Origin of the sequence: Kitasatospora sp. NPDC058162, assembly GCF_042884005.1 — a bacterium.
Lineage (GTDB): Bacteria > Actinomycetota > Actinomycetes > Streptomycetales > Streptomycetaceae > Kitasatospora.
Window position 1 is genome coordinate 18,644 of record NZ_JBHVUS010000035.1, and the last position, 24,290, is coordinate 42,933.

At 74.0% G+C, this 24,290-nt stretch carries 22 protein-coding genes and 1 riboswitch; of the genes, 7 read left to right on the top strand and 15 right to left on the bottom strand.

All coding sequences use genetic code 11. The features are described 5' to 3' along the window. Positions 1–128: 128 nt before the first annotated feature. Positions 129–2,063, top strand: a complete 1,935-nt coding sequence (locus ACFVXG_RS37360; protein WP_387934298.1) for a chorismate-binding protein — start codon at positions 129–131, stop codon at positions 2,061–2,063. Positions 2,064–2,109: 46 nt separating this feature from the next. Here the strand turns inward: ACFVXG_RS37360 and ACFVXG_RS37365 are convergent, their stop codons facing one another. Genes ACFVXG_RS37365 through ACFVXG_RS37375 form a run of 3 tightly spaced genes read right to left on the bottom strand, consistent with a single transcriptional unit; the run spans position 2,110 to position 4,947 of the window. Next, entirely contained in the window at positions 2,110–2,817 is a 708-nt protein-coding gene (locus ACFVXG_RS37365) for a response regulator (protein ID WP_387934402.1), read from the bottom strand. 26 nt (positions 2,818–2,843) lie between these two features. Next, positions 2,844–4,091 (bottom strand): MacS family sensor histidine kinase, encoded by a 1,248-nt coding sequence (macS, locus tag ACFVXG_RS37370; protein WP_387934300.1) that lies wholly within the window; start codon positions 4,089–4,091, stop codon positions 2,844–2,846. A gap of 34 nt (positions 4,092–4,125) precedes the next feature. Next, positions 4,126–4,947, bottom strand: coding sequence for a lysophospholipid acyltransferase family protein (locus tag ACFVXG_RS37375; protein ID WP_387934302.1), 822 nt, complete (start codon positions 4,945–4,947; stop codon positions 4,126–4,128). 176 nt (positions 4,948–5,123) lie between these two features. Here ACFVXG_RS37375 and ACFVXG_RS37380 point away from each other — a divergent pair, with 176 nt between their 5' ends. Together ACFVXG_RS37380 and ACFVXG_RS37385 are read left to right on the top strand one after the other, a co-directional pair. Next, complete coding sequence (locus ACFVXG_RS37380) at positions 5,124–5,918, top strand: alpha/beta hydrolase (RefSeq protein WP_387934304.1); 795 nt, start codon at positions 5,124–5,126, stop codon at positions 5,916–5,918. Positions 5,919–5,928: 10 nt separating this feature from the next. Beyond that, positions 5,929–6,693, top strand: a complete 765-nt coding sequence (locus ACFVXG_RS37385) for a hypothetical protein (RefSeq protein ID WP_387934306.1) — start codon at positions 5,929–5,931, stop codon at positions 6,691–6,693. Here the strand turns inward: ACFVXG_RS37385 and ACFVXG_RS37390 are convergent. From ACFVXG_RS37390 to ACFVXG_RS37410, 5 genes are all read right to left on the bottom strand, one after another. Continuing rightward, positions 6,690–7,436 (bottom strand): endonuclease/exonuclease/phosphatase family protein, encoded by a 747-nt coding sequence (locus ACFVXG_RS37390; RefSeq protein ID WP_387934308.1) that lies wholly within the window; start codon positions 7,434–7,436, stop codon positions 6,690–6,692. The genes ACFVXG_RS37385 and ACFVXG_RS37390 overlap by 4 nt on opposite strands. 117 nt (positions 7,437–7,553) lie before the next feature. Further along, the gene (locus tag ACFVXG_RS37395) at positions 7,554–8,495 is read right to left on the bottom strand and encodes an ROK family glucokinase (protein WP_387934310.1); all 942 of its coding nucleotides are present in this window, start codon (positions 8,493–8,495) and stop codon (positions 7,554–7,556) included. A gap of 192 nt (positions 8,496–8,687) precedes the next feature. Continuing rightward, on the bottom strand, positions 8,688–9,092 hold the full coding sequence (locus ACFVXG_RS37400) for a DUF5304 family protein (protein WP_387934311.1): 405 nt from the start codon (positions 9,090–9,092) through the stop codon (positions 8,688–8,690). A gap of 95 nt (positions 9,093–9,187) precedes the next feature. After that, positions 9,188–10,360, bottom strand: coding sequence for an ArsA family ATPase (locus ACFVXG_RS37405; protein WP_387934312.1), 1,173 nt, complete (start codon positions 10,358–10,360; stop codon positions 9,188–9,190). A 34-nt stretch (positions 10,361–10,394) separates the two neighbouring features. After that, positions 10,395–10,829: an SRPBCC family protein gene (locus ACFVXG_RS37410; RefSeq protein WP_387934313.1), complete on the bottom strand. Its 435-nt coding sequence runs from the start codon at positions 10,827–10,829 to the stop codon at positions 10,395–10,397. A 346-nt stretch (positions 10,830–11,175) separates the two neighbouring features. Between ACFVXG_RS37410 and ACFVXG_RS37415 the strand changes: the two genes are divergently transcribed. Further along, positions 11,176–12,969 carry an AMP-dependent synthetase/ligase gene (locus ACFVXG_RS37415; RefSeq protein ID WP_387934315.1) on the top strand — a complete coding sequence of 598 codons (1,794 nt, stop codon included), beginning with the start codon at positions 11,176–11,178 and terminating at the stop codon, positions 12,967–12,969. Between the two features lie 56 nt (positions 12,970–13,025). On the opposite strand, the gene ACFVXG_RS37420 is transcribed toward ACFVXG_RS37415, so the two are convergent. Further along, positions 13,026–14,162, bottom strand: a complete 1,137-nt coding sequence (locus ACFVXG_RS37420) for a glycosyltransferase family 4 protein (RefSeq protein WP_387934316.1) — start codon at positions 14,160–14,162, stop codon at positions 13,026–13,028. A gap of 211 nt (positions 14,163–14,373) precedes the next feature. On the opposite strand from ACFVXG_RS37420, the gene ACFVXG_RS37425 reads away from it, so the two are divergent. Further along, positions 14,374–15,732: a glycosyltransferase 87 family protein gene (locus tag ACFVXG_RS37425; protein ID WP_387934318.1), complete on the top strand. Its 1,359-nt coding sequence runs from the start codon at positions 14,374–14,376 to the stop codon at positions 15,730–15,732. Here the strand turns inward: ACFVXG_RS37425 and ACFVXG_RS37430 are convergent. From ACFVXG_RS37430 to ACFVXG_RS37455, 6 genes are all read right to left on the bottom strand, one after another. Continuing rightward, positions 15,729–16,874, bottom strand: coding sequence for a hypothetical protein (locus ACFVXG_RS37430; protein ID WP_387934319.1), 1,146 nt, complete (start codon positions 16,872–16,874; stop codon positions 15,729–15,731). The two genes, ACFVXG_RS37425 and ACFVXG_RS37430, sit on opposite strands and share 4 nt — an antisense overlap. Before the next feature lie 56 nt (positions 16,875–16,930). After that, positions 16,931–17,977 (bottom strand): NlpC/P60 family protein, encoded by a 1,047-nt coding sequence (locus ACFVXG_RS37435; RefSeq protein ID WP_387934321.1) that lies wholly within the window; start codon positions 17,975–17,977, stop codon positions 16,931–16,933. A 245-nt stretch (positions 17,978–18,222) separates the two neighbouring features. After that, positions 18,223–19,335 (bottom strand): NlpC/P60 family protein, encoded by a 1,113-nt coding sequence (locus tag ACFVXG_RS37440; protein ID WP_387934323.1) that lies wholly within the window; start codon positions 19,333–19,335, stop codon positions 18,223–18,225. Between the two features lie 10 nt (positions 19,336–19,345). Then, a riboswitch (cyclic di-AMP (ydaO/yuaA leader) is annotated at positions 19,346–19,500 on the bottom strand. Between the two features lie 338 nt (positions 19,501–19,838). Beyond that, complete coding sequence (locus tag ACFVXG_RS37445) at positions 19,839–20,873, bottom strand: NlpC/P60 family protein (RefSeq protein ID WP_387934325.1); 1,035 nt, start codon at positions 20,871–20,873, stop codon at positions 19,839–19,841. A gap of 201 nt (positions 20,874–21,074) precedes the next feature. Further along, positions 21,075–22,535, bottom strand: coding sequence for an NYN domain-containing protein (locus ACFVXG_RS37450; RefSeq protein ID WP_387934327.1), 1,461 nt, complete (start codon positions 22,533–22,535; stop codon positions 21,075–21,077). 131 nt (positions 22,536–22,666) lie between these two features. Further along, the gene (locus tag ACFVXG_RS37455) at positions 22,667–22,930 is read right to left on the bottom strand and encodes a hypothetical protein (protein ID WP_350504551.1); all 264 of its coding nucleotides are present in this window, start codon (positions 22,928–22,930) and stop codon (positions 22,667–22,669) included. A gap of 227 nt (positions 22,931–23,157) precedes the next feature. Here ACFVXG_RS37455 and ACFVXG_RS37460 point away from each other — a divergent pair, with 227 nt between their 5' ends. Beyond that, positions 23,158–23,940, top strand: coding sequence for a rhomboid family intramembrane serine protease (locus ACFVXG_RS37460; protein ID WP_387934329.1), 783 nt, complete (start codon positions 23,158–23,160; stop codon positions 23,938–23,940). A gap of 41 nt (positions 23,941–23,981) precedes the next feature. Then, complete coding sequence (locus ACFVXG_RS37465; protein WP_030240061.1) at positions 23,982–24,263, top strand: Lrp/AsnC ligand binding domain-containing protein; 282 nt, start codon at positions 23,982–23,984, stop codon at positions 24,261–24,263. Positions 24,264–24,290: the final 27 nt, after the last annotated feature.

Genomic DNA, 24,290 nt, shown 5'->3' on the forward strand with positions numbered 1-24,290 from the left:
CGATCGCGCGTTCCTAAGACGAACACGACGGCCGCCCCTCGGGGCGGCCGTCGTGCGTCCGAGCCGACGGCCCTCCGGGAGCGGAACCAGCACCGCCTCGCCATCCACCCCGGAAGGAAGCCGTACTCGTGACCACCCCTGCCGAGCTGCTCGCCCGCCTCACCGCCCCCGACGCGCCCGCCTTCGCCCTGCTGCACCGCCGCACCCCCCGGCACGCCCCGGACACCGTCGAGGTGCTGCTGGGCACCGTCGACAGCTACGAGCGCCTCGCCGACCTGCCGGTCCGGTCCGGCATCCCGTCCGCCGGCCCGGTCCACGACCTGCTCGCGCTGGTCCCGTACCGGCAGATCCGCGAGCGCGGCTTCGAGGCCCACGACGACGGCACCCCGCTGCAGGCCCTCGCGGTGGCCGAGCAGTACGCCCTGCCGTTGGCCGGATTCACCGCCGCCCTGCCGCAGGAGCCGGTCAACCTGTCCGACGGCGCCTTCGACGTGGACGACGAGGCGTACGCGGCGATCGTCCGCCGGGTGATCGAGGACGAGATCGGCAACGGCGAGGGCGCCAACTTCGTGATCCGGCGCGACTTCCACGCCACCCTGGAGAACTTCTCGCCCGCGCTCGCCCTCTCGCTGTTCCGCCGACTGCTGGAGCAGGAGCGCGGCGCGTACTGGACCTTCCTGGTGCACACCGGGGACCGGGTCCTGGTCGGCGCCTCCCCCGAGGTGCACGTCCGGCAGAGCGGCGGCACCGTCGTGATGAACCCGATCTCCGGCACCTACCGCTATCCGGCCGGCGGCGCCGACCTCGACTCGCTGCTGCAGTTCCTCCACGACCCCAAGGAGCTGGAGGAGCTCACCATGGTGGTCGACGAGGAACTGAAGATGATGTGCACGGTCGGCGACCTCGGCGGCCAGGTGCTCGGGCCCCGGCTCAAGGAGATGTCCCACCTCGCCCACACCGAGTACGAGCTGCGCGGCCGCACCTCGATGGACGTCCGCGAGGTGCTGCGCGAGACGATGTTCGCCGCCACCGTCACCGGCAGCCCGGTGCAGAACGCCACCCGGGTGATCCGGCGCTACGAGCCGAGCGGCCGCGGCTACTACTCCGGCGCGCTCGCCCTGATCGGGCGCTCCGCGAGCGGCGGGCAGCTGCTGGACTCGCCGATCTGCATCCGCACCGCCGACATCGACCCGGCCACCGGACGGCTGGTCGTCCGGGTCGGCGCCACCCTGGTGCGCCACTCCGTCCCCGAGTCCGAGGTCGCCGAGACCCACGCCAAGGCCGCCGGGGTGCTCACCGCGATCGGCGCCCGGCCCACCCCCGCCCGGCTGCCCCGCCCCGGCGGGCCCCGGCTCGCCGACGACCACCGGGTCCAGGCCGCGCTGGACTCCCGCCGGGCCGACCTCGCCCCGTTCTGGCTGCGGATGCAGGCGCCGTCCCCGGTCACCGAGGCCCTGCCGACCCTGGTCGTGGACGGCGAGGACACCTTCACCTCGATGCTGTCCCACCTGCTGACCTCGCTCGGCCACCGGGTCAGCGTGGTCCGCTTCGACCAGCCGGGCCTGCGCGAACTGGTCGCGGCGCACCGCGGCCCGCTGGTGCTCGGCCCCGGCCCGGGCGACCCGGCGCTCGCCGAGGACCCCAAGATGGCGGTGCTGCGCCCGGTCGTCGCGGACGCCCTGGCCGCCGTCCGCTCCGGCGCCCGGACCGCCCCGCTGCTCGCGGTCTGCCTCAGCCACCAGTTGCTCGCCGCCGAACTCGGGCTCGCGCTGGGCCGCAAGGCCGTCCCGTACCAGGGCGCCCAGGAGGGCATCGACCTGTTCGGCACCAAGCGGACGGTCGGCTTCTACAACACCTTCACCGCGCGCTGCTCGGACGGGGACGCCGCCCGGCTCGCCGCCGAGGGCGTCGAGGTCGCCCGGGACGCCGTCACCGGCGACGTCCACGCGCTGCGCGGCCCCGGCTTCGCGGGCCTGCAGTTCCACCCGGAGTCGGTGCTCACCCGGGACGGCGTGGACATCGTCGCCGCCCTGCTGCGCGAGGCCACGGCCGTACGGGGTTGAGGACGCCGGGCCGGTCCCGGGCGGTGGACGCCCGGGACCGAGCCGGCTACAGCTCCTCGTCCAGCCCCTGCTCGATCGCGTACCGGACCAGCTCCACCCGGTTGTGCAGCTGCAGCTTGCCCAGCGTGTTCTGCACGTGGTTCTGCACCGTCCGGTGCGACAGCACCAGCCGGTCGGCGATCTGCCGGTACGACAGGCCCTTGGCCACCAGCCGCAGCACCTCGGTCTCCCGGGTGGTCAGCTGCGGGACGGCCGGCGCCGAGGCCGGGGCCGGCTCGGCGGCCAGCCGGCGGAACTCGCCGAGCACCAGCCCGGCCAGACCCGGCGTGAACACCGCGTCGCCGACGGCCGTACGGCGCACCGCGTCCAGCAGCTCCTCCCGGCCGGCCGACTTCACCAGGTACCCGGTCGCACCGGACTTCACCGCCTCCAGCACGTCCTGGTGCTCGCCGCTGGCCGACAGCACCAGCACCCGCACCGCCGGGTCGTGCCCGACCACCTGGCGGCACACCTCGGCGCCGGGCAGGCCGGGCAGGTTGAGGTCCAGCACCACGACCTGCGGCGAGCAGGCCCGGGCGCGGCGCACCGCCTCCTCGCCGTCGCCCGCCGTGGCCACCACGTCCAGGCCCGCCTCGGCCAGGTCGCGGGAGACGGCGTCCCGCCACATCGGGTGGTCGTCCACCACCATCACCCGCACCGGCCGGTCGGCGGTCGACGGCTCGGTCGACGGCTCGGTCGCCGCCTGATCGGTCATCGCCTGATCGGTCATCGGCTGGTCGGTCATGCAGAGGCCTTCCTAGGGACGCGCAGTTCGACCTCGACGCCCTCCCCGGGCGCCGAGTACAGCTCGGCCGAGCCGCCGAGGTCCAGCACCCGGCCCCGGATCGACTGGGAGACGCCCAGCCGCCCGGCCCGCTCCGCCTCGCCGAGCCGGCCGGGGGCGTAGCCCGGGCCGTCGTCGCGGATGCTGACCGTGACGGCCTCCGGCTCGTCCTCCACCAGGATCCAGGCCCGGGCCGAATCCCCGGCGTGCTTGCGGACGTTGTCGACGGCCGCCCCGACCGCCGCGGCGAGCTCGCCCGCCGCCGGGCCGGGCAGCAGCACCGGGGTGCCGGGGGCGGAGAGGGTGATCCGCTCGTCGGCGTAGCGGCGCAGCAGTGCGGTGAGGTCGTGCGGCCCGGCCGGGTCGGGCGCTTCGGCCGGGTCCGTCTCCGGGAGCCGCTGGGCCGGGAGCGGACCGCCGGTCATCAGGGCCCGCAGCGCGCGCTCCTGCTCGCCGGCGAGGCGGCCCAGCTCGGCGAAGTCCCCGCCGTCGACGCTGCCGCCGTGGCCGGCGGCGCCGCTGACGCCCAGTTCGGCGCCCCGGCGCTGGACCAGGGCGAGCACCTGGAGCACGCCGTCGTGGATGTCCCGGGAGAGCCGTTCGCGCTCCCGGGTGGCCGCCTCGACCTGGAGCGCCCGGGTGAGGGTGGCCTCGCTGGCGCGGGCCAGTTCGATCACGTACCCGATGGCGCACCCGGCCACCAGCAGCAGCACGATGTTGTGGACGTTGTCGCCGGTCGGGCCGCCGTGGCCGAGGATGTTGGCGACCCCGATCACCGCGCCGGCGGCCGCCGCCGGGCGCCAGCCGCCCTTGGCGGCGAAGCCGAGGACGGTGCCGGCGGCCCAGATGGTCGGCAGGGTGGGCGCGCCGTGGCTGATCCGGGCCGGCGCGTCGGTCATCCCGCTCATCACGATGCCGGTCACGGCCAGGGACAGGTCGAAGCCGAGGACGTACCAGGTGCAGCGCTGCGGGTTGGCGAAGGCCCGGGTGCTGGCGAGCGTCCAGAGGATGAGCGCGCCGAAGTAGATCCAGCCCGCGACCGGGTGCAGGAAGTGCAGGTACGAGTTGAAGTACCGCAGCAGCGCGTAGCAGAGGGCCAGCACCCGGAAGTACGAGATCGCCTTCCACAGCGGGAGCTCGACGGACATGCCGCCGGCCGCCACCGCGCCGCCCACCGCGGCACCCGTTCTCGCGCCTTCCGCCATGTCCCGGCCCCTCCCCTGGACCCGACCGGGTCGGTCAGGCCGACCCGGTGCCCTTCTGCTCCTGCTGGTCCTGCTGCCCGGCCTTCTCCGCCTCGGCCTTCTCGGCTTCGGCGGCCTCGGCCTTCTCCGCCTTGGCGGCGGCCCGGCGCTCGGCGTCGGCCTTCTTCTTCTCGTCCGCGATCTGCCGCTTGGCGGCGGTCGCGTAGATGTCCACGTACTCCTGGCCGGAGAGCCGCATGATCTCGTACATCACCTCGTCCGTCACCGAACGGAGGATGAAACGGTCGTTCTCCATGCCGTGGTAGCGGGAGAAGTCCAGCGGGCGGCCGATCCGGATGCCCGGGCGGATGCCGAAGTTGGGGACGACCTGGCCGGGCGGCTGCACCTTCTCGGTGTCGATCATGGCGACCGGGATGACCGGGGCGCCGGTGGCCAGCGCCACCCGCGCCAGGCCGCCGACCTTGCCGCGGTACAGCTTGCCGTCGGGCGAGCGGGTGCCCTCGGGGTAGACGCCGAACAGCTCGCCGCGGTCCAGCACCGCGATGGCGCTGCGGATCGCGGCCTCGCCGGCACCGCGCACGCCCGAGCGGTCCACCGGCAGCTGGCCGACGCCCTTGAAGAAGGCGGCGGTCAACCGGCCCTTGAGGCCGGGGGTGTTGAAGTACTCGGCCTTCGCGATGAAGGTCACCCGGCGCTTGATCAGCGCGGGGAAGAAGAACGAGTCCGAGAAGGAAAGGTGGTTGCTCGCGATGATCGCCGCACCTTCGGTGGGGATGTTCTCCTCACCCTCGATCCACGGCCGGAAGAAGATCCGAAGCAGTGGCGCGACGATCATCTTCATCAGTCGGTAGAACAACCCGGGCCTCCTGTTATGCGGACCGGTCGATCCTAATGCCATGCGGCCGCCCGCTGTGCCCGGGCCCGCCGTAGGGGGTGTACGTCCCGGCGCGGGGCGTGGGACGATGCGGATTCCGCAGCTTCCCCGTCCAGCGTCCCCTCCCCCAGCGCCACCCGCCCGCGAAGGAGCCCGCCATGCCGCTGCTGCCCGGTGCCGAACCCTACCGCCACCAGGGCGGACCGGTCGGAGTGCTGCTGTGCCACGGCTTCACCGGGTCCCCGCAGTCGCTGCGGCCGTGGGCCGAGGAACTGGCGGCCGCCGGGTTCACCGTCTCGCTGCCGTTGCTGCCGGGGCACGGCACGCGTTGGCAGGACATGCAGGTCACCCGGTGGGAGGACTGGTACGCGACGGTCGAGCGCGAGCTGCTGACCCTCGCCGAGGAGTGCGAGCAGGTCTTCGTCTGCGCGCTGTCGATGGGCGGCGCGCTGGCACTGCGGCTGGCCGCGCTGCACGGGCCGACGGTGTCCGGACTGGTGCTGGTCAACCCGTCGGTGCGCTCGGACAACCCCGCCGGGGTACTGCTCCCGGTGCTGCGGCACCTCGTCCCGAGCATCCCGGGGATCGCGAACGACATCCAGAAGCCGGGCGCCCAGGAGCTCGGCTACGACCGGACGCCGCTGCACGCCGCCTGGTCGCTGAGCCGGCTGTGGCAGGAGGTCCAGCTGCGGCTGCCCGAGGTGACCCAGCCGGTGCTGCTCCTCCACAGCCCGCAGGACCACGTGGTCTCGCCGGCCAACTCGGAACTGGTGCTGGCCCGGATATCCTCGACCGACGTGACGGAGCGGCTGTGCCAGCGCAGCTTCCACGTCGCGACGCTGGATCACGACGCGGCGGAAATATTCGCGGCGAGCCTGGACTTCATCCGACGGCTGGCTCCCGCGCACGCGGCGGGCGCCGACAGGGCCGAATCCGACGATCACCATGGCTGAAGGGCCGGAAGTGCACGAGAGCAGCACGGCGGGCGGCGGGGACGACAAGCCCCGCGAGGACGGCGCGCGGACGGACGGCGTGCCGAAGGACGCCACCGTCCACGGGGACGGCACCGTCCAGGGCGGCCCGGCCGCCGAGGGCACGGCGGCCGACGGCGCCGCGCCGACCGTACCGACCGGGGAGGGTGCCGAGGCGGACGCCCCCGCGCCCGTGGAGTCCCGCCCGCGCCGCAGCACCCCCGAGCGCAGCCAGGCCGAGCAGGACGCGATCTTCGCCGCCCTGGTCGCCCAGTTCGACGACCCGGTCGACCTCACCAACCCCAACTGGCCCGAGGTCGAGAACCTCCGGGCGCAGAACGAGCTCAAGGGCGGCTTCAAGGACGGCGCCGGCCCCAAGCCGGGCCAGGACGCCGGGGACGACCTCTCGGACCTCGCCCCGCAGCCCCGCTCCCGCTCCGGCCGCCCCGTCCTCCCGGCCGCCGGCCCGGGTCCGCGCGACTTCGAGCTGGCCGAGGAGACCGACGAGGGCCACTTCGTCCCGCCGGAGCCCCCGCCGCTGCCGGCTGCCGACGTGACCGCCAAGTTCGCCTGGCTGGCGGTGCTCGGCGGCCCGGCCCTGCTGCTGATCGACGCGGTGGTGTGGCGGGAGATCTCCGGCTGGCCCGCCTGGGTCGGGGTCACCGCCTTCCTCGGCGGCTTCGTCACCCTGGTCGCCCGGATGAAGGACCGCGACGAGGACGAGCCGGAGGACCCGGACCACGGCGCGGTCGTCTAGCCCTTCGGCAGTTCCAGCACGGCCAGCACCGGCAGGTGGTCGGTCGCGGCCCGCAGGTCCGCCCCGGTGACGCCGGGCAGCCCGTGCGGCACCCCGCAGCCGAGGACGGTGATCCCGGGCGTGGCGAAGACCGCGTCGATCCGCTGGTAGGGGTTCTCCGGGACGGACGTGAACTCGCCGCCCCAGGGCGCGGTCGGGTACCCGTCCCACATCCGGGAGGCCAGCAGCTGCCAGCCCGGCCCGTCCGGGTGCTCGTTGAAGTCCCCTGCCACGACGCCGTGTTCGGTGATCGCGAGCTGGTCGAGCAGCAGCTCGAACTGCCCGTACCGCTCCTCCGGGTCCAGGCTGAGGTGGCAGCTGGTGACGGTGAAGGGCGCGCTGCCGGGCAGGCGCAGCAGCGCGGTGGCGAAGCCGCGCGCGTGCAGGCCGCGGGTCTTGGGCAGCAGCCGGTCGTGCACGCCCAGCAGCTCCACCGCGCCGGGCCGGCCGAGCAGCAGCGGGCCGGCGGCGGTGCGGCCGCCCCCGGCCAGCCTGACCGTCCCGGTGCTGCGGGCCAGCCAGGCGGCCTGGCCCTCGGGGCGCCAGTAGCGCGGTGACTCCTGCACGCAGACCAGGTCGGGCCCGCAGGCCCGGATCACCCGCGCCAGCGCCCGCCGGTCGTCGCGCAGCGAGCGGATGTTGTAGCTGAGCAGGCGCAGTCGGCGCGGGCCGCCCGGCGGCGGTTCGACGGGTGCGGCGGTCATGGTCCTCCCCTGGTGCGGTGTCACTGGGAGAGACCGTAGTGCGACGGCGGCGGTGCGTCCGGGATTGGTCGGGGCCCGGTCGCACCGCCGCCGGCGGGTCTGGAGTGCTGGGGAAGGTCAGGTGCGGGCGAGGTCCGCCGCGCCGACGATGCCGGCCGCGGAGCCCATGGAGGCCAGCACGACCTCGGCGCGGGGGCGGTGCACCCCGCCGGTCAGGTAGTGCTCGAAGGCCTTGGCGACCGGGTCGAGCAGCAGTCGGCCGGAGTCGGAGACGCCGCCGCCGAGGACGAACACGCCCGGGTCGAACAGCGCGGCGAGGTCGGCCATGCCGCGGCCCAGCCAGTCGGCGAGCTCGGCGTAGCACTCCAGGGCGAGCGGGTCGCCCTCCTCGGCCGCCTCGGTGATGTGGATGCCGCGGATGGTCTCGGCGACGCCGTCGTTGAGGTCCAGCATCCGCTTGCCGCGCACCGGGTCGGCCGCGGCCTTCTCCCGGCCGTAGCGGCGCAGCGCGCGCCCGGAGCCGTACTGCTCCCAGCAGCCCTTGCCGCCGCAGCCGCACTGGAGGCCGTCCGGGACCATGTTGAGGTGGCCGATCTCGCCGGCCACGCCGAAGCGGCCGCGGTGCAGGCGCCCGTCGAGGACGATGCCGCCGCCGATGCCGGTGCCGACGGTGATCAGCACCATGTCCTGGTGGTCGGCGGCCGCGCCGAAGCGGAACTCGGCCCAGGCGGCGCAGTTGGCGTCGTTCTCGACCACCGTGGACAGGCCGGTGAGCTCCTCGATCCGGCCGCGCAGCGGCTCGTTCTCCCAGTCGATGTTGGGCGCGAAGATCACCGTGGAGCGGTTGCTGTCGACGAAGCCGGGGGCGCCGACGCCGACGGCTGCGACGTCGGGGTGCTGCTCCTTGAGCTCGCGCACGGCCTGCGCGATGGCGTCGACGGCCCACTGGGGGTCGGCCGGGGTGGGGACCCGGGTCCGGGCCAGGATCGCTCCCGCCTCGTCGACCACGCCTGCCGCGATCTTGGTCCCGCCGACATCGACGCCGATGGTCAGAGCCATGTGTCCCTCAGCTATTCACTCGTTCCCGCTGGGCGGAACGGTACCGCCCAACCCAGCCCCCGTACATAGCCTCGCATACATTATTCGAAGACAATCCGGGACCAACCGGGCTGTGATGCTTCAAAAGTCTTATCTAATCCCCAGCTTCGTGACGTACGGAAGCAGCGCGATCACGCTACGGAAGCTACGGATTCACTGCTTGGCGGACGGCCCGTCATCCCCGTCGGCGCCCTCGGCCCGGCCGGGTGCGTCGAGGTCGATCTTCTCCACCGGCGCCCCCTCCCCGGCCGTCCAGCGCTGCTCGTGCCCGGCCACCGCGGCGCGGTAGGCGGCCAGCAGCTCGGCGCCCGCGGCGGCCAGCCCGGAGCCGGCCGCGGCGAGGTGGGAGTAGACCTCCGGCTGCTGGGTGCGCAGGCGGTCGGCCAGGCCGGAGAGGGTGATCAGGGTGGTGGCGCTGGTCTCCTGCGCCTTCTCGCCGACGGCGGTGGCGAACCGGCGCACCTCGTCCACCAGCGGGCCCAGCTCCGGCCCGAACGGGTGGGACGGCCCGCCGCCCTGCTCCGCGCCGGGCTCGGTACGGTCGTCGGTGCTGGTCATCGCGGGCGCCTCCTCAGCCGTGGCCGCACCCCGCGGCCCCTTGCGGCCCGACGCTACCCGACCGGCGGTACCCCGGTGAAAGGCCGGAAGGCCCGTCAGCCCTGCGGCCAGAGCGAAGGGTCGGGCGCGAACCGCACCGACAGCACGCCCTCGTGCAGCCCCGCCCCGGCGACCGTGCAGCGGCGCAGCGCGGCGGGCAGCGGGAGCACCCGGCGGTGGGCGCCGAGGCCGACCACCAGGTCGTCGCCCCGGCGGACCAGGTCCAGCCCGGAGCGGTCGGCGCCGGGCAGGTCGAGGTGCCAGACCAGCAGGCCCTCCTCGGCGAGCCGGTCCTCGACCGACCAGGGCTGCGGTTCGAGCCGCTCGGGGCCCGGCCCGGCCCCGTACAGGCGGTCGGCGACGGCCTCCAGGGTGCCCTCGGCCAGGCCGGTGACCAGCAGCGGGGCGTCGGTCTCGGCGGCGAGCCGGTCCAGCTCCTCCTGGCGGCGGCGGGCCAGCTCGGCCAGCCAGGGGTCGGGCGAGGCGAGCGCGGCGGGCGGCAGCGCGCCGTGCACCACGACGGCGTCCGGCCGGTGGCCGTACAGCGCGAGCCCGGCCCGGACCCGGCGCAGCTGCTCGTACGGGTGGCCGTCGGCGGAGACGACCAGGCGCACGCTGGTGCCCGGGTCGCTGATCGCGGCGCGGGACTCGGCGAGCACCGCGGCGGCCCTGGTGCGCCCCTCGTAGAGCCACTCGGCGGGCATCGGGACGCCGGCCAGCCCGGCCAGCAGCGGGCGCAGCGCGCGGGCGGCCTGCCGCTGCTCGGGGACCAGCCGGTCCAGGTAGCGGGTGAGCTGCTCGGGCAGCGCGAGGGTGGCGATCAGCTCGGCGGGCGAGGGGGCGAGCACCACCAGGACGTCCTGGTCGGCGGCGGGCAGGGCGCGCAGCAGGGCGAGCCGGGCGATGCCGGGGAGGGCGGTCAGCTCCTCGGGGTCGAGCTGTTCGGCGCCGAGCAGGTCGAGGGCGGGCTTGAGCCGGCCGGTGAGCTCGCCGACGGCGTAGCGGAACGCGGCCTGCTCGTCGATCCGGGAGACCGTCAGGCCCGGCGCGTAGCCGAGCGGTTCCGGTTCCAGGCGGGTGCCGAGCGCGGAGTCCAGGGCCCGGTGCGGGTCGTCGGCGGCCAGCAGCCAGGTGCGGTGGCCGCGCCGGGCGGCGTGCAGCGCGGTGGCGGCGGCCACGGCGGGTGCGCCCGCGTCGCCGCTGACCAGGATGGTGCGTGTCGCCGTCATGCCGTCGGCCCCCGTTCCGCCGCGTCCGTCCCGGTCAGCCCTCGACGCGCTTCTTCAGGCCGGCCAGCGCGCGGTCGATGATGACCTTCTCGGCCTTGCGCTTGATCATGCCGAGCATCGGGATCTTGACGTCCACGGCGAGCTGGTAGGTGGCCTCGGTACGGTCGCCGGCCAACGGGACGAGGGTGTAGGACCCGTCCAGCGAGCGGAGCATCTGGCTGCGGACGAGGGTCCAGCTGACCTCGCGGTTGCCGTCCCAGGTGTAGGCGAGGGTGTGCTCGTCGCGGATGGCTCCGGCGTCGAGCAGCAGCCGGACCTGGGCGGCACGGCCGTCCTCGGCGCTCTCCAGGACCTCGATCTCCTTGACCTCGCCGGTCCAGGCCGGGTAGGCGGCGAAGTCGGCGATCACGGCCATCACCGTGGCCGGGGTGGCGTCGATGATGATGCTCGACCTGGTGTGCTCCGCCATGGAATGACCCTCCGCGTCGTCCCGCTGCCTGCCGGTCCGGTCGAGGCGCGCTCGACCCGGTCCGCCCGGAGCAGGCTATCGCGACCGGCGATCGACTCGGCCGCACGGGCACCGGTGACGGCGGGTGGGGGCGTCGGGGGCGGCCGGGGCGGGGCGGCCGACGGGGCGGGCTACCGACCGGTCACCGATGGGCTGCCGTAGGGTGCCAGTCGAACGACCCGGTCACGGCCTGGTCCGACCCGGCCGGGTGTGACACTTCGAACACCGGGGCCGACCCCCCTGGTCGAAGCTGCCTACCGGGCAGTAACGTCCTGCCGTCCCGCAGCGTCGCGAACGAGGAGCAGTCTTGCTCGACTTCAGCCTTCCGGCCCTCTACCAGGTCCCGAGCGGCGGCAACCTCGCCGACCCTGTGCACCGGAACGCCGAGGAGCACCCGGACGTCGCCGTGCTCAGCCGGAAGGTGGACGGCCACTGGCAGGAGTTGACCGCGGTCCAGTTCCTCGCCGAGGTGCACGCCGCCGCGAAGGGCCTGATCGCCGCGGGCATCGAGCCCGGCGACCGGGTGGGCGTCATGTCCCGCACCCGGTACGAGTGGACGCTGCTGGACTTCGCGATCTGGACGGCCGGCGCGATCACCGTGCCGGTCTACGAGACCTCCTCGGCCGAGCAGGTCGAGTGGATCCTCGGCGACTCGGGCGCCGTCGCCCTGGTCACCGAGACCGACCAGCACGTCAAGGTGCTCGCCGAGGTCCGCGACCGGCTGCCGGAGCTCAAGCACACCTGGCAGATCGAGGGCGGCGCGATCGCCGCGCTGGCCGAGGCCGGCCAGGACGTCCCGGACGCGACCGTCCAGGAGCGCCGGGCGATCGCCGGCCCCGACGACGTCGCCACCATCGTCTACACCTCGGGCACCACCGGCCGCCCGAAGGGCTGCCAGCTGACCCACGGCAACTTCCTCGCCGAGTGCGGCAACGTGGTCGAGCGCCTGGCCCCGCTGTTCCGCACCGGCGAGAGCTCCGTGCTGCTCTTCCTGCCGCTGGCCCACGTGCTCGCCCGGATCGCCGAGATCGCCCCGGTGATGGCCCCGATCAAGCTGGGCCACGTCTCCGACATCAGGGACGTCACCGCCGAGCTGGCGTCGTTCAAGCCGACCCTGATCCTGGGCGTGCCCCGGGTGTTCGAGAAGGTCTACAACACCGCCCGCGCCAAGGCCCAGGCCGACGGCAAGGGCAAGATCTTCGACAAGGCCGCGGACACCGCGATCGCCTACAGCCGGGCACTGGACGCCGGCGGCGCGGGCCTGGTCCTGCGGCTCAAGCACGCCGTCTTCGACAAGCTGGTCTACAGCAAGCTGCGCGCCGCCCTCGGCGGCCGGGCCACCCACGCGATCTCCGGCGGCGCCCCGCTCGGCGAGCGGCTCGGCCACTTCTACCGGGGCATCGGCTTCACCGTCCTGGAGGGCTACGGCCTGACCGAGACCTGCGCGGCCACCGCCTTCAACCCGTGGGACAAGCCGAAGATCGGTACGGTCGGCCAGCCGGTCCCCGGCGCCTCCGTCCGGATCGCCGAGGACGGCGAGGTCTACTTCAAGGGCCCGCACGTCTTCACCGGCTACTGGAACAACCCGAAGGCCACCGCCGACACCCTCAAGGACGGCTGGATCGCCACCGGCGACCTCGGCTCGCTGGACTCCGAGGGCTACCTGACCATCACCGGCCGCAAGAAGGAGATCATCGTCACCGCGGGCGGCAAGAACGTCGCCCCGGCCGTGATCGAGGACCGGATCCGGGCCCACGCCCTGGTCGGCGAGGTCATGGTGGTCGGCGACCGCAAGCCCTTCATCGCCTGCCTGATCACCGTCGACCCGGACTTCTTCCCGAAGTGGAAGGAGCTCAACGGCAAGCCCGCCACCGCCACCGTCGCCGAGCTCGCCGAGGACCCGGACCTGCTGGCCGCCCTGCAGTCCGCCGTGGACGACGGCAACGCGGCCGTCTCGCACGCCGAGGCGGTCAAGAAGTTCCGCCTGCTGGACACCGAGTTCTCCGAGGAGAGCGGCCACCTGACGCCCTCGCTCAAGCTCAAGCGCAACGTCGTGCTCAAGGACTACGCCGCCGAGATCGAGGCCCTCTACAAGAAGTAGCGCCGTACGTGGAAGGGCCCCGGGGGCGTCCCCCGGGGCCCTTCCACGTACCGGAGTCAGCCCGCCAGCAGCGAGGTCAGCCGCCCGGCCAGCAGGTCCCAGCGCCAGGAGCGCTCCACCCAGCGCCGCCCGGCCTCCCCGAGGCGCCGGCGCAGCTCCTCGTCCCGCAGCAGCCGGACGATCCGCTCGGCCGACGCCTCGGCCGAGCCGCCCGGCACCACGTACCCGGTCTCGCCCTCCAGCACGGCGTCCGGCGCCCCGCCGGAGTCCCCCGCGACCACCGGCAGGCCGGTCGCCGAGGCCTCCAGGTAGACGATCCCCAGGCCCTCCACGTCCAGCCCCCCGCGCCGGGTCCGGCAGGGCATCGCGAAGACGTCCCCGGCCCCGTAGTGGGCGGGCAGCTCCGCCCAGGGCACCGAGCCGGTGAACCGCACCGAGTCCCGGACGCCCCGGGCGTCCGCCAGCTTCTCCAGGTCCGCCCGGTAGGGCCCGCCGCCGACGATCAGCAGCACCGCGTCCGGCACGTCGCGGAGGATCTGCGGCATCGCCTCGATCAGGGTGTCCTGGCCCTTGCGCGGCACCAGCCGGGAGACGCAGACCACCACCGGCCGGTCCGCCAGCCCCAGCCGGCGGCGCACCTCGGCGCCGCCGGAGCCGGGGTGGAAGGTCGTCTCGTCCACGCCCGGCGGCAGCTGCACCATCCGGGCCGCGGCCCGCGGCCCGACCGCGGCGGCGATCCGCGAGCGGGTGTACTCCCCCAGGTAGGTCAGCACGTCGGTGCCCTCGCCGATCCGGCGCAGCAGCTGCCGGGAGCCCGGCAGCTGGGCCCAGGCGGCCTCGTGCCCGTGGGTCATGCCGAGCAGCCGCCCGGCCCCGGCCCGGCGCAGCGCGGGCGCCATCAGGCCCAGCGGCGCGGCCGCGCCGAACCAGACCGAGTCGCACTGCTCGGCGCGCAGGATCTCGGCGGCCCGCCGGGTGACCCGGGGTGTGGGAACCATCACCTTCGTCCGGTCCCGGATCACCGGGAACGGCTGCTCGGCGTCGAAGCGGCGCACCTCGGTGCCGTCCCGCCAGGTCGAGGCGTACACCACGATGCTCCCGGCGGGCTGACGGACAGCCATGTTGTGCACGAAGGCCTGGATGCCTCCCGGGCGGGGCGGGAAGTCATTGGTGACGATCAAGGTTCTGTGCATCAGGCCACGGCTCGCTCGGTCGGGGGGTGCTCGGTGTACCGCTGGGTGATCCGTACGATAGGTCAACACCACGACCCGCCGGGAACGGAACCGCGCACGGCAACCGTTTGACCCCCGGGTCAGTCCTAGTACCTAGGCCGCGATGCGGCGGCCCGGGCGTCCGTCCGTACGACGCCTCCGGTGAGGACGTCGAGACGAACGAGGGAGCGCAGTGGAGTTGGCCCCGGCCACCGAGTCCGGTTCTTCACGCGGCCGCCTCGGCCGCCCGCTCGGGGCGCTCGCCGCCCTCGGGGCGACCTGGGTGGCCACCCGCACCGTGCTGGTGCTGCTGATGACCGGCGTGCTGAAGTCGCCCGGCGGCGACGTCACCGCCGACGTCTGGATGATCTACCACGCCTGGTACGGCGTGCTGCAGACCGGCACCTTCCCGTTCGACGACGTCACCTGGCAGTACCCGCCGGGCGCCGCCCTGGTGATCCTGCTGCCGGGCCTGCTGCCCTGGTCGTACCTCACCTCGTTCTGGGTGATCTGCGGGATCGCCGACGCCGCCGCGGCCGCGCTGCTGATCCGCACCGGGCTGCGCCGGGGCCGGGCGCTGACCGGCGCCTGGCTGTGGGTGGTCGCCGTGCCGCTGCTCGGCCCGATGATCTACAACCGCTTCGACCTCCTGGTCACCGCGCTGGCCCTGGCCGGCCTGCTCGCGCTGATCCGCCGCCCGGCGATCGGCGGGCTGCTGCTGGGCCTGGGCGGCATCGTCAAGGTCTGGCCGCTGCTCGGCCTGATCGGCACCCCGTCCGGCCGCCGCACCCGCCGCTCCTGGACGCTGGCGGCCGCCACCGCCGTCTCGGTGGGCTTCCTGCTCGCGGCCGGGATGAACGGCGCCTTCGGCTTCCTGGCCTTCCAGGGGGCCCGCGGCATCGAGGTCGAGTCGGTCGGCGCGCTGCCGCTGCACATCGCCCGGCTGGCCGGGGGCTGGAACGGCAAGGTCACCATGAACTACGGCTCCCCCGAGATGCTCGGGCCGTGGGTCAGCGTGATCAGCAAGGTGATGATGGCCGGCACCGTGCTGGGCTTCCTCTGGCTGCTGCTGTGGCGCTTCACGGCCCGCCGCCGCAACGCCGCCACCATGTACGACGCGGCGCTGTGCGCGCTGCTGATCTTCGTGGTGACCAGCCGGGTGATCAGCCCGCAGTACCTGGTCTGGCTGATCGGCGTCGCGGCGGTCTGCCTGACCGTGCGCGGCACCAGCCAGCGGCCGGTGGCCCTGCTGATCCTGCTCGCCTGCCCGCTGACCCTGCTCGAGTTCCCGACGATGTTCACCCAGGTCCTCAACAGCGAACCGCTCGCGGTCACCGTGCTGGGCCTGCGCAACCTGCTGCTGCTGACAGCCGCCCTGCTCTCCTGTGTCCGGCTCTGGCGCTCCACCCGCGCCACGACGGCCCTGCCGCCCACCGTGGTGCTGGCCGACGAGCCCCCGGCGCTGCCGCCCGCCTCCGCCTACCCGGTCCGCCCGGGCATCGCGTACGAGCAGGACCTGCTCGACGGCATCGACCACCCGGCCAAGCGCTAACCCTTCAGCGCCGCCACCTCGGCCAGCCACAGCCCGGTGAACTCGGCCAGCCCGACGCCCAGTTCGGCGCGCAGCAGCCGGTCCGTCCGGCGGTCCCGGTCCTCGCCCTGCCCGTCGGCCGCGCCGACCGCCCGGTAGAAGGCGACCAGCCGCTCGGTGCCGTACCGGCGGGCGATCAGCGCACAGGCGAGCCAGGACTGCTCGTAGGCCTGGGCGATGCCGGTGGCGCCGGCGGCGAAGTCCGCGTCGGCGGGCAGCGCGGTGGGCAGCTTCCCGGCGGCGACGTCCCGGGCCAGTTCGGGGGCGATCTGCTGCGGGCGGCGGCCGGAGTCCCGGTAGGCGGTCCAGTCGGCGACGCCCTCGGAGAGCCAGAGCGGGGTCCAGGCGCGGGTGTCGGCCCGGGTCGCGACGTGGGTGGTCTCGTGGGTGACGACGACCTGGCGGCCGAAGTCGCTGAGCCGCGCGAAGGCCTCGGGGTTGATCACCACCCGGTCCGCCGGGGTGTGCCAGGGGGCGCCGGGGGCGGCCACGGTGACCGCCGCCATGCCCGTCCAGCCCGCCGGGTCGGCCTCCAGCAGCCGGGCGAACTGCACCTCGGTGGCGGGCAGTTCGAGCAGCAGCCGGCCGGGCCAGGCGCTGCCCCAGACCGCGCTGACGGCCGGCACCGCCGTGTCCCCCACCGGGACCAGGGCGGCCGGGTCGGGCCCGTCGGCCAGGCCGAGCACCAGGCAGTGGGCGCCGGCGGCGGTCCGCACGGGGCCGAGGTCCCAGAGCGCCGGGGGCCCGCCGGTGCCCTCCTCGTGCTCGACCCGCCAGCCGCCGGAGTCCCGGACCAGCTCGATCCGGCGCGGGTACACCACGGGGTACTCGTCGTACCCGGCGATCCGCAGCGCCAGCTCGGCGGACGCGCCCTGCCGGTCCGGCCCGGCGGGCGGGGAGAGCACCAGGTTGCGGTAGACCGCCTCGGCCCCGGTGAGCCCCGACCAGGCGGGCAGCGAGCGCGCCCGCGCCGCCAGCAGCCCGGCGACCTCGGCCTGCCGGTCGGCGGCCCGTCCGGCCGACACCCCCGCGGGGGCCGCCGGGGGCAGCGAGAGCTGGGCCAGCCCGCCCGCCGCCAGCAGCAGCGCACCGCGCCGGGACAACGCGCGGCGGGCCGGGTCTATCGGGTGGGGGCCGTCCGACCCGGGGGGCGTGGCGCTCAGAGCCGGACCACCCCGGAGACCGGCATCGCATTGACGCTCTCGTACCGGACCTTGGCGCCGGGGTACGGGGCGTGCACCATCACGCCGCCGCCGGCGTACATCCCGACGTGGTGCATGTCCCGGTAGAAGATCACCAGGTCTCCCGGCCGTGCTTCGGAGAGGCTGATCCGCTGCCCGGCGTACGCCTGGGCCTGCGAGGTCCGCGGCAGGGTCACTCCGGCCTGCCGCCAGCTGTAGTACATCAGACCGGAGCAGTCGAAGGCACGGGGTCCGGTGGATCCGTAGACGTAGGGCGAGCCGACCATCCGCACGGCGGCGGCCAGCGCGGCCGCCCCGCGCTCGGAGGCGGCCGGGGCGTTGCCGAGGTCCAGCCGGTCGGTGCCGCGGGTGGCCCGCTGCTCGGCCTCCCGGGCGTCCTGGGCGACCATCCTGTTCCGCTCGGCGGCGCCCAGGCTGTTGAGCAGCTTCTGCGCCGTGGCGAGGCGCTGCTGGATCTGCTGCTTGTTCTCGGCGAGCGAGCGGCGGGCCTCGTCCAGTTCGGCGAGCTTGGCGGCGGTCTCGGTGCGGCGCTGGTCGAGCCGGCGCTGACGGGTGACCAGCTCGTGCAGGGTCTCCTGCTGGCGTTCGGCGGCCTGGCCCAGGGTCCGGGCGCGGTTGAGGTAGGCCTCGGGGTCGGTGGAGAGCATCAGCTGGGCGGTCTGGGTCATCCCGCCGCCCCGGTACTCGGCCCCGGCCACCGTGGCGAGGTCGGCGCGCAGCTGGTTGAGCTGGTCCTGGGCGGCGGCGACCTCGCCCTGGAGGACGGTGGTCTCGCCCAGCAGCCGCTTCTGCGCCTCCAGTGCGGCGTTGTACTTCTCCGAGGCCTGCTCGGCCTCGTCGTACAGCTGCTCGACCTGGGCCTTGACGTCCTTGCGGTCGGGCGTGTCCGGCGCCCCGGGGGCGGCCTGGGCGCTGCCGGCGGTCGCCACGCCCAGGGCCGTGGTGGCGGCCGCGGTCAGTACCAGCGCACGGGCGAGCAGTTGGGAACGACGGTGCACGGGCATGGCGGCAGCGGCTCCAGTCCTGCGGCGCGGCCCCGCGGCCGCGCCCCGGTGGGCGGCCGTCGATCGGGAGTCCGGTGGCAGACGTTAGCGAGTCCGGGCAAGCGAGTCCAAACCCCTACCGATCCGAATATTTGACCCCTATTCGGACATCCGGTCGATCCACCGGAAAAGCCGCAGGCCCGGCCCTCCGTGACGGAGGACCGGGCCCGTGGCAGCTACCCCTGTTTTTGGGGGCTTGGTGAGGATCAGACCCGCACGATGGACGACAGCGGCATGTTGGAGACGGCCTCGTAGCGCACCGACGCACCCGGCTTGGGAGCGTGCAGCACCTGGCCGTTGCCCGCGTAGATGCCGACGTGGTGGGCGTCGCCGTAGAAGATCAGCATGTCGCCGGGCTGGGCCTGGGAGATGTCCGAGCCGATCCGGGTGCCAGCACCGGCCTGCTCCTGCGAGGTGCGCGGCAGCGACACACCGGCCTGGTTGAACGCCCAGACCATCAGACCGGAGCAGTCGAAGGAGCCGGGGCCGACGGCGCCCCAGATGTACGGGCTGCCGACCTTGGTGGCGGCGGCGGCCAGCGCGGCGGCGCCGTGCGAGCTGCCGGGGGCGATCTTGACCGGCGCGGCGGTGGAGCCCGAGCCGAGGTCGCTGCGGCTGTTGTCGCGGGAGGCGCGGTCCGGGGTGGCGGGCTTGGCCGCGGCGGCCTTCGCGGCGGCGTCGGCGGCGGCCTTGTCCTCGGCGGCCTTGATGGCCTGGCGCTCCTGCTCGGTCAGCGTGTTGAGCAGGTCCTGGGCGGCCTTCAGCTTGTTCTGGACCTCGTCCTTAGAGGCCTTCAGCTGCGTGGTCGTGGACTCCAGCTCGGCGAGCTTGCCCTGGGCCTCGGTGCGGTCCTGGTCGAGCTTGCGCTGCTGCTCCTGGAGCTGCTTCAGCTGGTTCTTCTGGGTGCTGCCGGCCTGGTTCAGCGCACCGGCCTGGTTGAGGAAGTTGTCCGGCGTGGAGGAGAACATCAGCTGGACGGTCGGGGATATGCCCCCGTTGCGGTACTGCTCGCCGGCGATCTCGGCGAGGCCGCCCTGCAGGTCGGTCACCTGTGCCTGCTGCCGGGCCACCTGGTCCTGCATGCCGGAGACCTGCTTCTCCAGCTCCTGCTGCTTCTCCTGGGCGGCGTTGTACTTCTCGGTCGCCTGCTCGGCCTGCTCGTTGAGCTGGTCGACCTGCTCCTTGACCTGGTCCTTGGTCGGCTGCGGGTCGGCGTGCGCGCCGGACTGCGCGGAGAGCGCGACGGCTGCGGCGGCGAAGCCGGTCATGATCGAGACGCGGGCACGGCTGGCGGGCTTGGGACGACGATGGGACGCCACGAAGGCGGACTCCTTCTTCCTACGGCCGCCTACCGGGTGAGCTGACGGGTTCGGGCCGGAAGCATGCCCTACGACGCCTCACCGGCCTCACCTACGGCCGACCTGGCGCCGATTCACCCCGGAGGAACGTGGTTCCCCGGCTCCGCTCCGCAGCACCCCCGACTACTGGGCTCCCCTGTCGGGCAGTCGCTTCGACCTGCCCCGCTGTTTCGCGAACTCGACGGTAACCACCGCCGCCACCCCGGCTGGGTGATCGACTGTGCGGTGGTTCGGAGCACGACCCTAGTAACTGAACCGTGATCCGTTCAAATCCTTGTCAGAAAAAAGACGGAAGATTACCCATGTTCTTTTGTGAAAATGACTGATGGTGATCGCCGCCGCACACAAAGCTGATCGACTCTCACCGTCCGGCCGCGGAAGAGGCAAACCCGAAGCGCCACCCCCGGCGGGAGGTGGCGCGGATCACAGGGCCGGAACCGGCCCCTCGGGGACGTACCGGACCGTCAGATCCGGCGGATCGTGTTGATCGGCATCGCGTCGGCCTTCATCACCTTCACCACGTCACCGGTGTGCGGCGCGTGGACCACCATGCCGTTGCCGATGTACATCGCGACGTGGTGCATGTCGGGGCCGTAGATCACCAGGTCGCCCGGCTGGGCGGTGGAGAGCGTCACGGCGGTCCCGATGTGGCCCTGCTCCTGCGAGGTGCGCGGCAGCGAGACGCCCGCCTGGCCGTACGCCCAGAGCATCAGGCCCGAGCAGTCGAAGGTGCTGGGCCCGGTGGCGCCCCAGCTGTACGGCGAGCCCTGCTTGCTCATCGCCTTGGCCACGGCCACGGCGGCGTAGCCGCTGGCCGGCGGCAGGTTGCTGAGGTCGACCCGGTCGGCGCCGCGGGAGGCGCGGTCGTCCTGCTGCTGCTGGGCCCGCAGGGCCGCCCGGTCGGCGGCGCTGAGCGAGTTCAGCAGGTCCTGGGCGGCCCTCAGCTTGGTGTTGACGTCCGTCTTGGCCTGGTTCAGGTCCTTGGTGGTGGAGTCCAGCGAGGCCAGCACGGCGGCCGCCTCGGCCTTCTCCTGGTCCAGCCGGCGCTGCTGGTCGAGCAGGCCCTTGAGCGCCTCGGTCTGGGTGGCGCTGGCCTGCTGGACGCTCGACGCCTTGTCCAGGTACCCGGTCGGGTCGGAGGAGAGCATCAGCTGGACGGACGGGTCGATGCCGCCGGTGCGGTACTGCTCGCCCGCGACCTGGGCCAGGCCCACCTGCAGCTGGCTCATCTGGTCCTGGCTGCGGGCCACCTGGTCCTGCAGCTGGTCGGCCTGCTTGCGGAGCTGGTCGGCCCGCTCCTTGGCGCCGTTGTACTTCTCGGCCGCCTGCTCCTGTTCCTGCTGGAGCTGGTCGATCTGCGCCTTGACGTCGGCTTTGTTCGGCTGCGGAGCAGCGTGCGCGGCGACCTGGGCGGAGAGGGCGACCGCGGTCGCAGCAGCCGCGGTGAGCACGGAGACCCGCGCGCGGCTCGGCTGCTTGGGACGGCGGTGGGAGGCCAAGGGACCGGCTCCTTCTTCCAACGGGCTCACCCGATCAGGTGAGATTCCGGAAAATAGGTTTGACGCCAGACCCTAGTGAAGATCTATCCGTTTTGCCACTCCCCCGAAGGCGTGAACTCCGGGTTCTCCCACTGACTTCACCGGATCCGCACACCCGCGCCGGAGCCGCACTGACCTGCCGTCACGCCGTCCGCCCCCGGTTCAGGGCCTGGCCAGCCGGTTCAGCAGCAGCACCGAGGCCACGGGGCGCGCACCCGCCTTCCGCACGCCGTCCGCGACCTCCCGGTCGGTGGAGACCACCACCACCGGACGGCCCTGCGGCTCGGCCCGGACCAGACGGCGGATCAGCTCGTCCGCGGTCTCGCCGGTCCGACTGAACCGTACCCGCACCCCGCGCGGTGGCGCCATGATGACCGGGACGTCCAGGTCCTGCCCGTCGAACACACAGGTGACCTCCGCCTGGGTGCGCTGGGCCAGCATCGCCAGCCCGCCCAGCAGCCGGATCCGCTGCTGCTCCAGCGGCAGCGCCGGGTACCCGGTCTTGGTCACGTTGTAGCCGTCCACCACCAGGTGCACCTGCGGGATCGCCAGCAGCTGGTCCAGCAGCGCCGGATCGTCCTCGGCCAGACCGCGCCGGGCCACGTCGTGCGGCGAGGCCGACCCCGGCACCACCGCCTCCACCAGGTCCGCCGGGCGGATCTGGGAGACCGGCAGCGCCAGCTCGCGCTGCAGGCCCTGGGCCGACTGCAACACGGTGTCCAGCAGCAGCCGCAGCCGCATGTCCTCGACGCTGCGCCCCTCCCGCGCCGAGCGGCGGCCCTGCTCGACCGCGGTCTCCAGCTCGGACACCCGGTGCCGCAGCCGCCGCGCCTCGGACTCGGCCGCGCTGCGCTCACCCGTGGCCTGCGCCTTCGCCGCCTCCAGCTCCCCGGTCACCCGCCGAGTCTCGGCCTGCGCCCGCCGGGTGTCGCTCTCCAGCGACCGCACCTTCTTGCGCAGCGACTCGGCCTCCCGCCGGACGCCCTCGAACTCCGCGCGCTGGCGGTCCAGGTCCGCCCGCGCCGCGGCCCGCACCTCGGCCAACTCGGCCTGCAGCTTCTCCACCAGCCGGGTGGCCTCCGCCGCCGCGTCCTCGGCGCCGGCCCGCTCGGCCTCCTCACCGGCCTCGGCGACCAGCCGGCTCCAGCCGGCCGAGCGCACCAGGTAGGCGGCGGCCGCGACGTCCATCGGATCGGCGGCGCCGGGGACGGTGCCCGACTCCAGCGCCTTCACCAGGTCCGGCTGGCCCAGCCGCAGCCGCTCCGCTATCCGCACCCGGAAGGCCGGTTCGGACTCCAGCGCCGCCGCCAACGCGGTGGCCGCGTACTTGGCCCGCCGCGCGGGGGTGAACTTGACGTACTGCCGCAGGCTCTGCGGCAGCTCACCGGGCGGCAGCCCGCCGAGCGCGTCCGAGGCCAGCCCGACCACCCGTCGGCGCACCCCCTCCGGCAGCGGCCGGTCCAGCTTCTCGGTCACCCGCTCCGCGCCGGCACCGGCCGGGGCCGCGCCGGGGTCCCCCGGGAGGGCGGTCTCGGACGGGACCGGCTCGGCGGCCGGCTCCGGTGCCGGCGCAGCGGGCTGAAGCCCCTGCGCTTCGCCGGGCTCCCTCGCTGCGTCCACCACGTCCTCGGCTCCGATCCTGGTCCAGCGGGTGCGGCTGCGGCCGCCCCTGTCGTCACGCTCCGTGCGTCTTGTCTGTATTGTCCCGCGCGGTGGGCGGACGCGACGCGCACCGCCCACCCGCACCGGAGGGGTCAGCCCTGCGCGGCGGGGGCCTCCGCGCCCTCGGCGCCCGGACGGGCCACCAGCTCGACCTGGTCCACCGCGTTGCACCAGCGGCAGCGCACCGACTCGACGGTCTCGCTGTGCACCTCGGTCTCCTCGACCTTGGATTCGCCGGCCAGGTCGAAGTGCAGGAACTCGGTCACCCGTGCGGTGCGGGTGACGTCGAAGCGGGTGAGGTTGCCGCACAGCGTGCAGCGCCAGCGCGTCTCGGCGGTCAGTGCGGGGACGGTCATCGGGGGTCCTCTCGGCTGGTCCCTTGGCGGGCTAGGCGCTCCCCCCGGAGCCCCGGCGTCGGCGGCGGGAGGCGGGATTGCCCGGCCCAAGCCTATTGCCTGGGGCAACCGCCGGGACCACCGGTCAGCTGAGATGACCGGGGCCCGTCCCGACCGCCGGAGGGCCAGTAGTCCACCTGCCGTAAACCGCCGTGTCACCTGCCGCGCCCGGAGGGATGCTTGGCCGCATGGCGCTCGCGGCCCCCGACCACACCGACGCCCGGGGCGGCCGCCCGGTGCTGCCGGCCCCGGCGGTCACCTACGCCCTGATCGCGGTCAACACCCTGGTCTTCCTGCTCGGCCCGGCGGCCGGCCTCAACCCCCTGTACGGCACCGGCCAGGCCCGGATCTGCGCCGAACAGCGGTACGAGCAGCGCTGGGGCGCCGTCCCCGCCGAGCTGCTGACCGGCCGCCCGCTGACCGCCGAACAACTGGCCGAGGCCCCCGACCCGGTCCCCGGCTGCCCCGCCGCCCCCACCCCGGGCAAGCACCCGGCGGTCTCCGCCCTCACCGGCCTCTTCCTGCACGCCGGCTGGCTGCACCTGCTGGGCAACCTGCTCTTCCTGCACGTCTTCGGGCCCACCGTCGAGCGCCGGGTCGGCCGGGCCAGGTACCTCCTCTTCTACCTGGCCGCCGGCAGCCTCGCCTCGTACGGCTTCGCGCTCGCCGAGGCGCACTCGCCCGACTCCACCCGGGTCCTGATCGGCGCGTCGGGCGCGATCTCCGCCGTGCTCGGCGCCTACCTGCGCTTCCACCCGCGGGCCCGGGTGACCACCCTCGTCCCGCTGCTCCTCTTCCTCCCGCTGCGTTTCCCGGCCTGGCTGGTGCTCGGCCTCTGGTTCGCGCTGCAGTGGTGGTCGGTGCACTCGGCCGGGCCGGGGGTGGCCTACCTGGTGCACGTGATCGGCTTCTCGGCCGGCTTCCTGTACGCCTGCACCGTGGTCGGCCACCCCCCGAGACGGCCCGGCTGAGGCCCGATACGCTGGCCGCACCCCAAGAAGGAGCCCGAACTGTGATCACCGCCATCGTCCTGATCAAGACCAGCGTCGACCGCATCCCGGAGATCGCCGAGGCCATCGCCGCGATCGAGGGGGTCAGCGAGGTGTACTCGGTGACCGGCGGCTACGACCTGGTCGCGATGGTCCGGGTGCGCCGCCACGACGACCTGGCCGAGGTCATCCCGGGCCGGCTCAACAAGGTCCCGGGGGTGGCCCACACCGAGACCCAGATCGCCTTCCGCACCTACTCCCAGCACGACCTGGAAGCCGCCTTCGCCCTCGGCCTGGACGAGTAGGCCTCAGCACCAAGGGTCCGTCTTCGG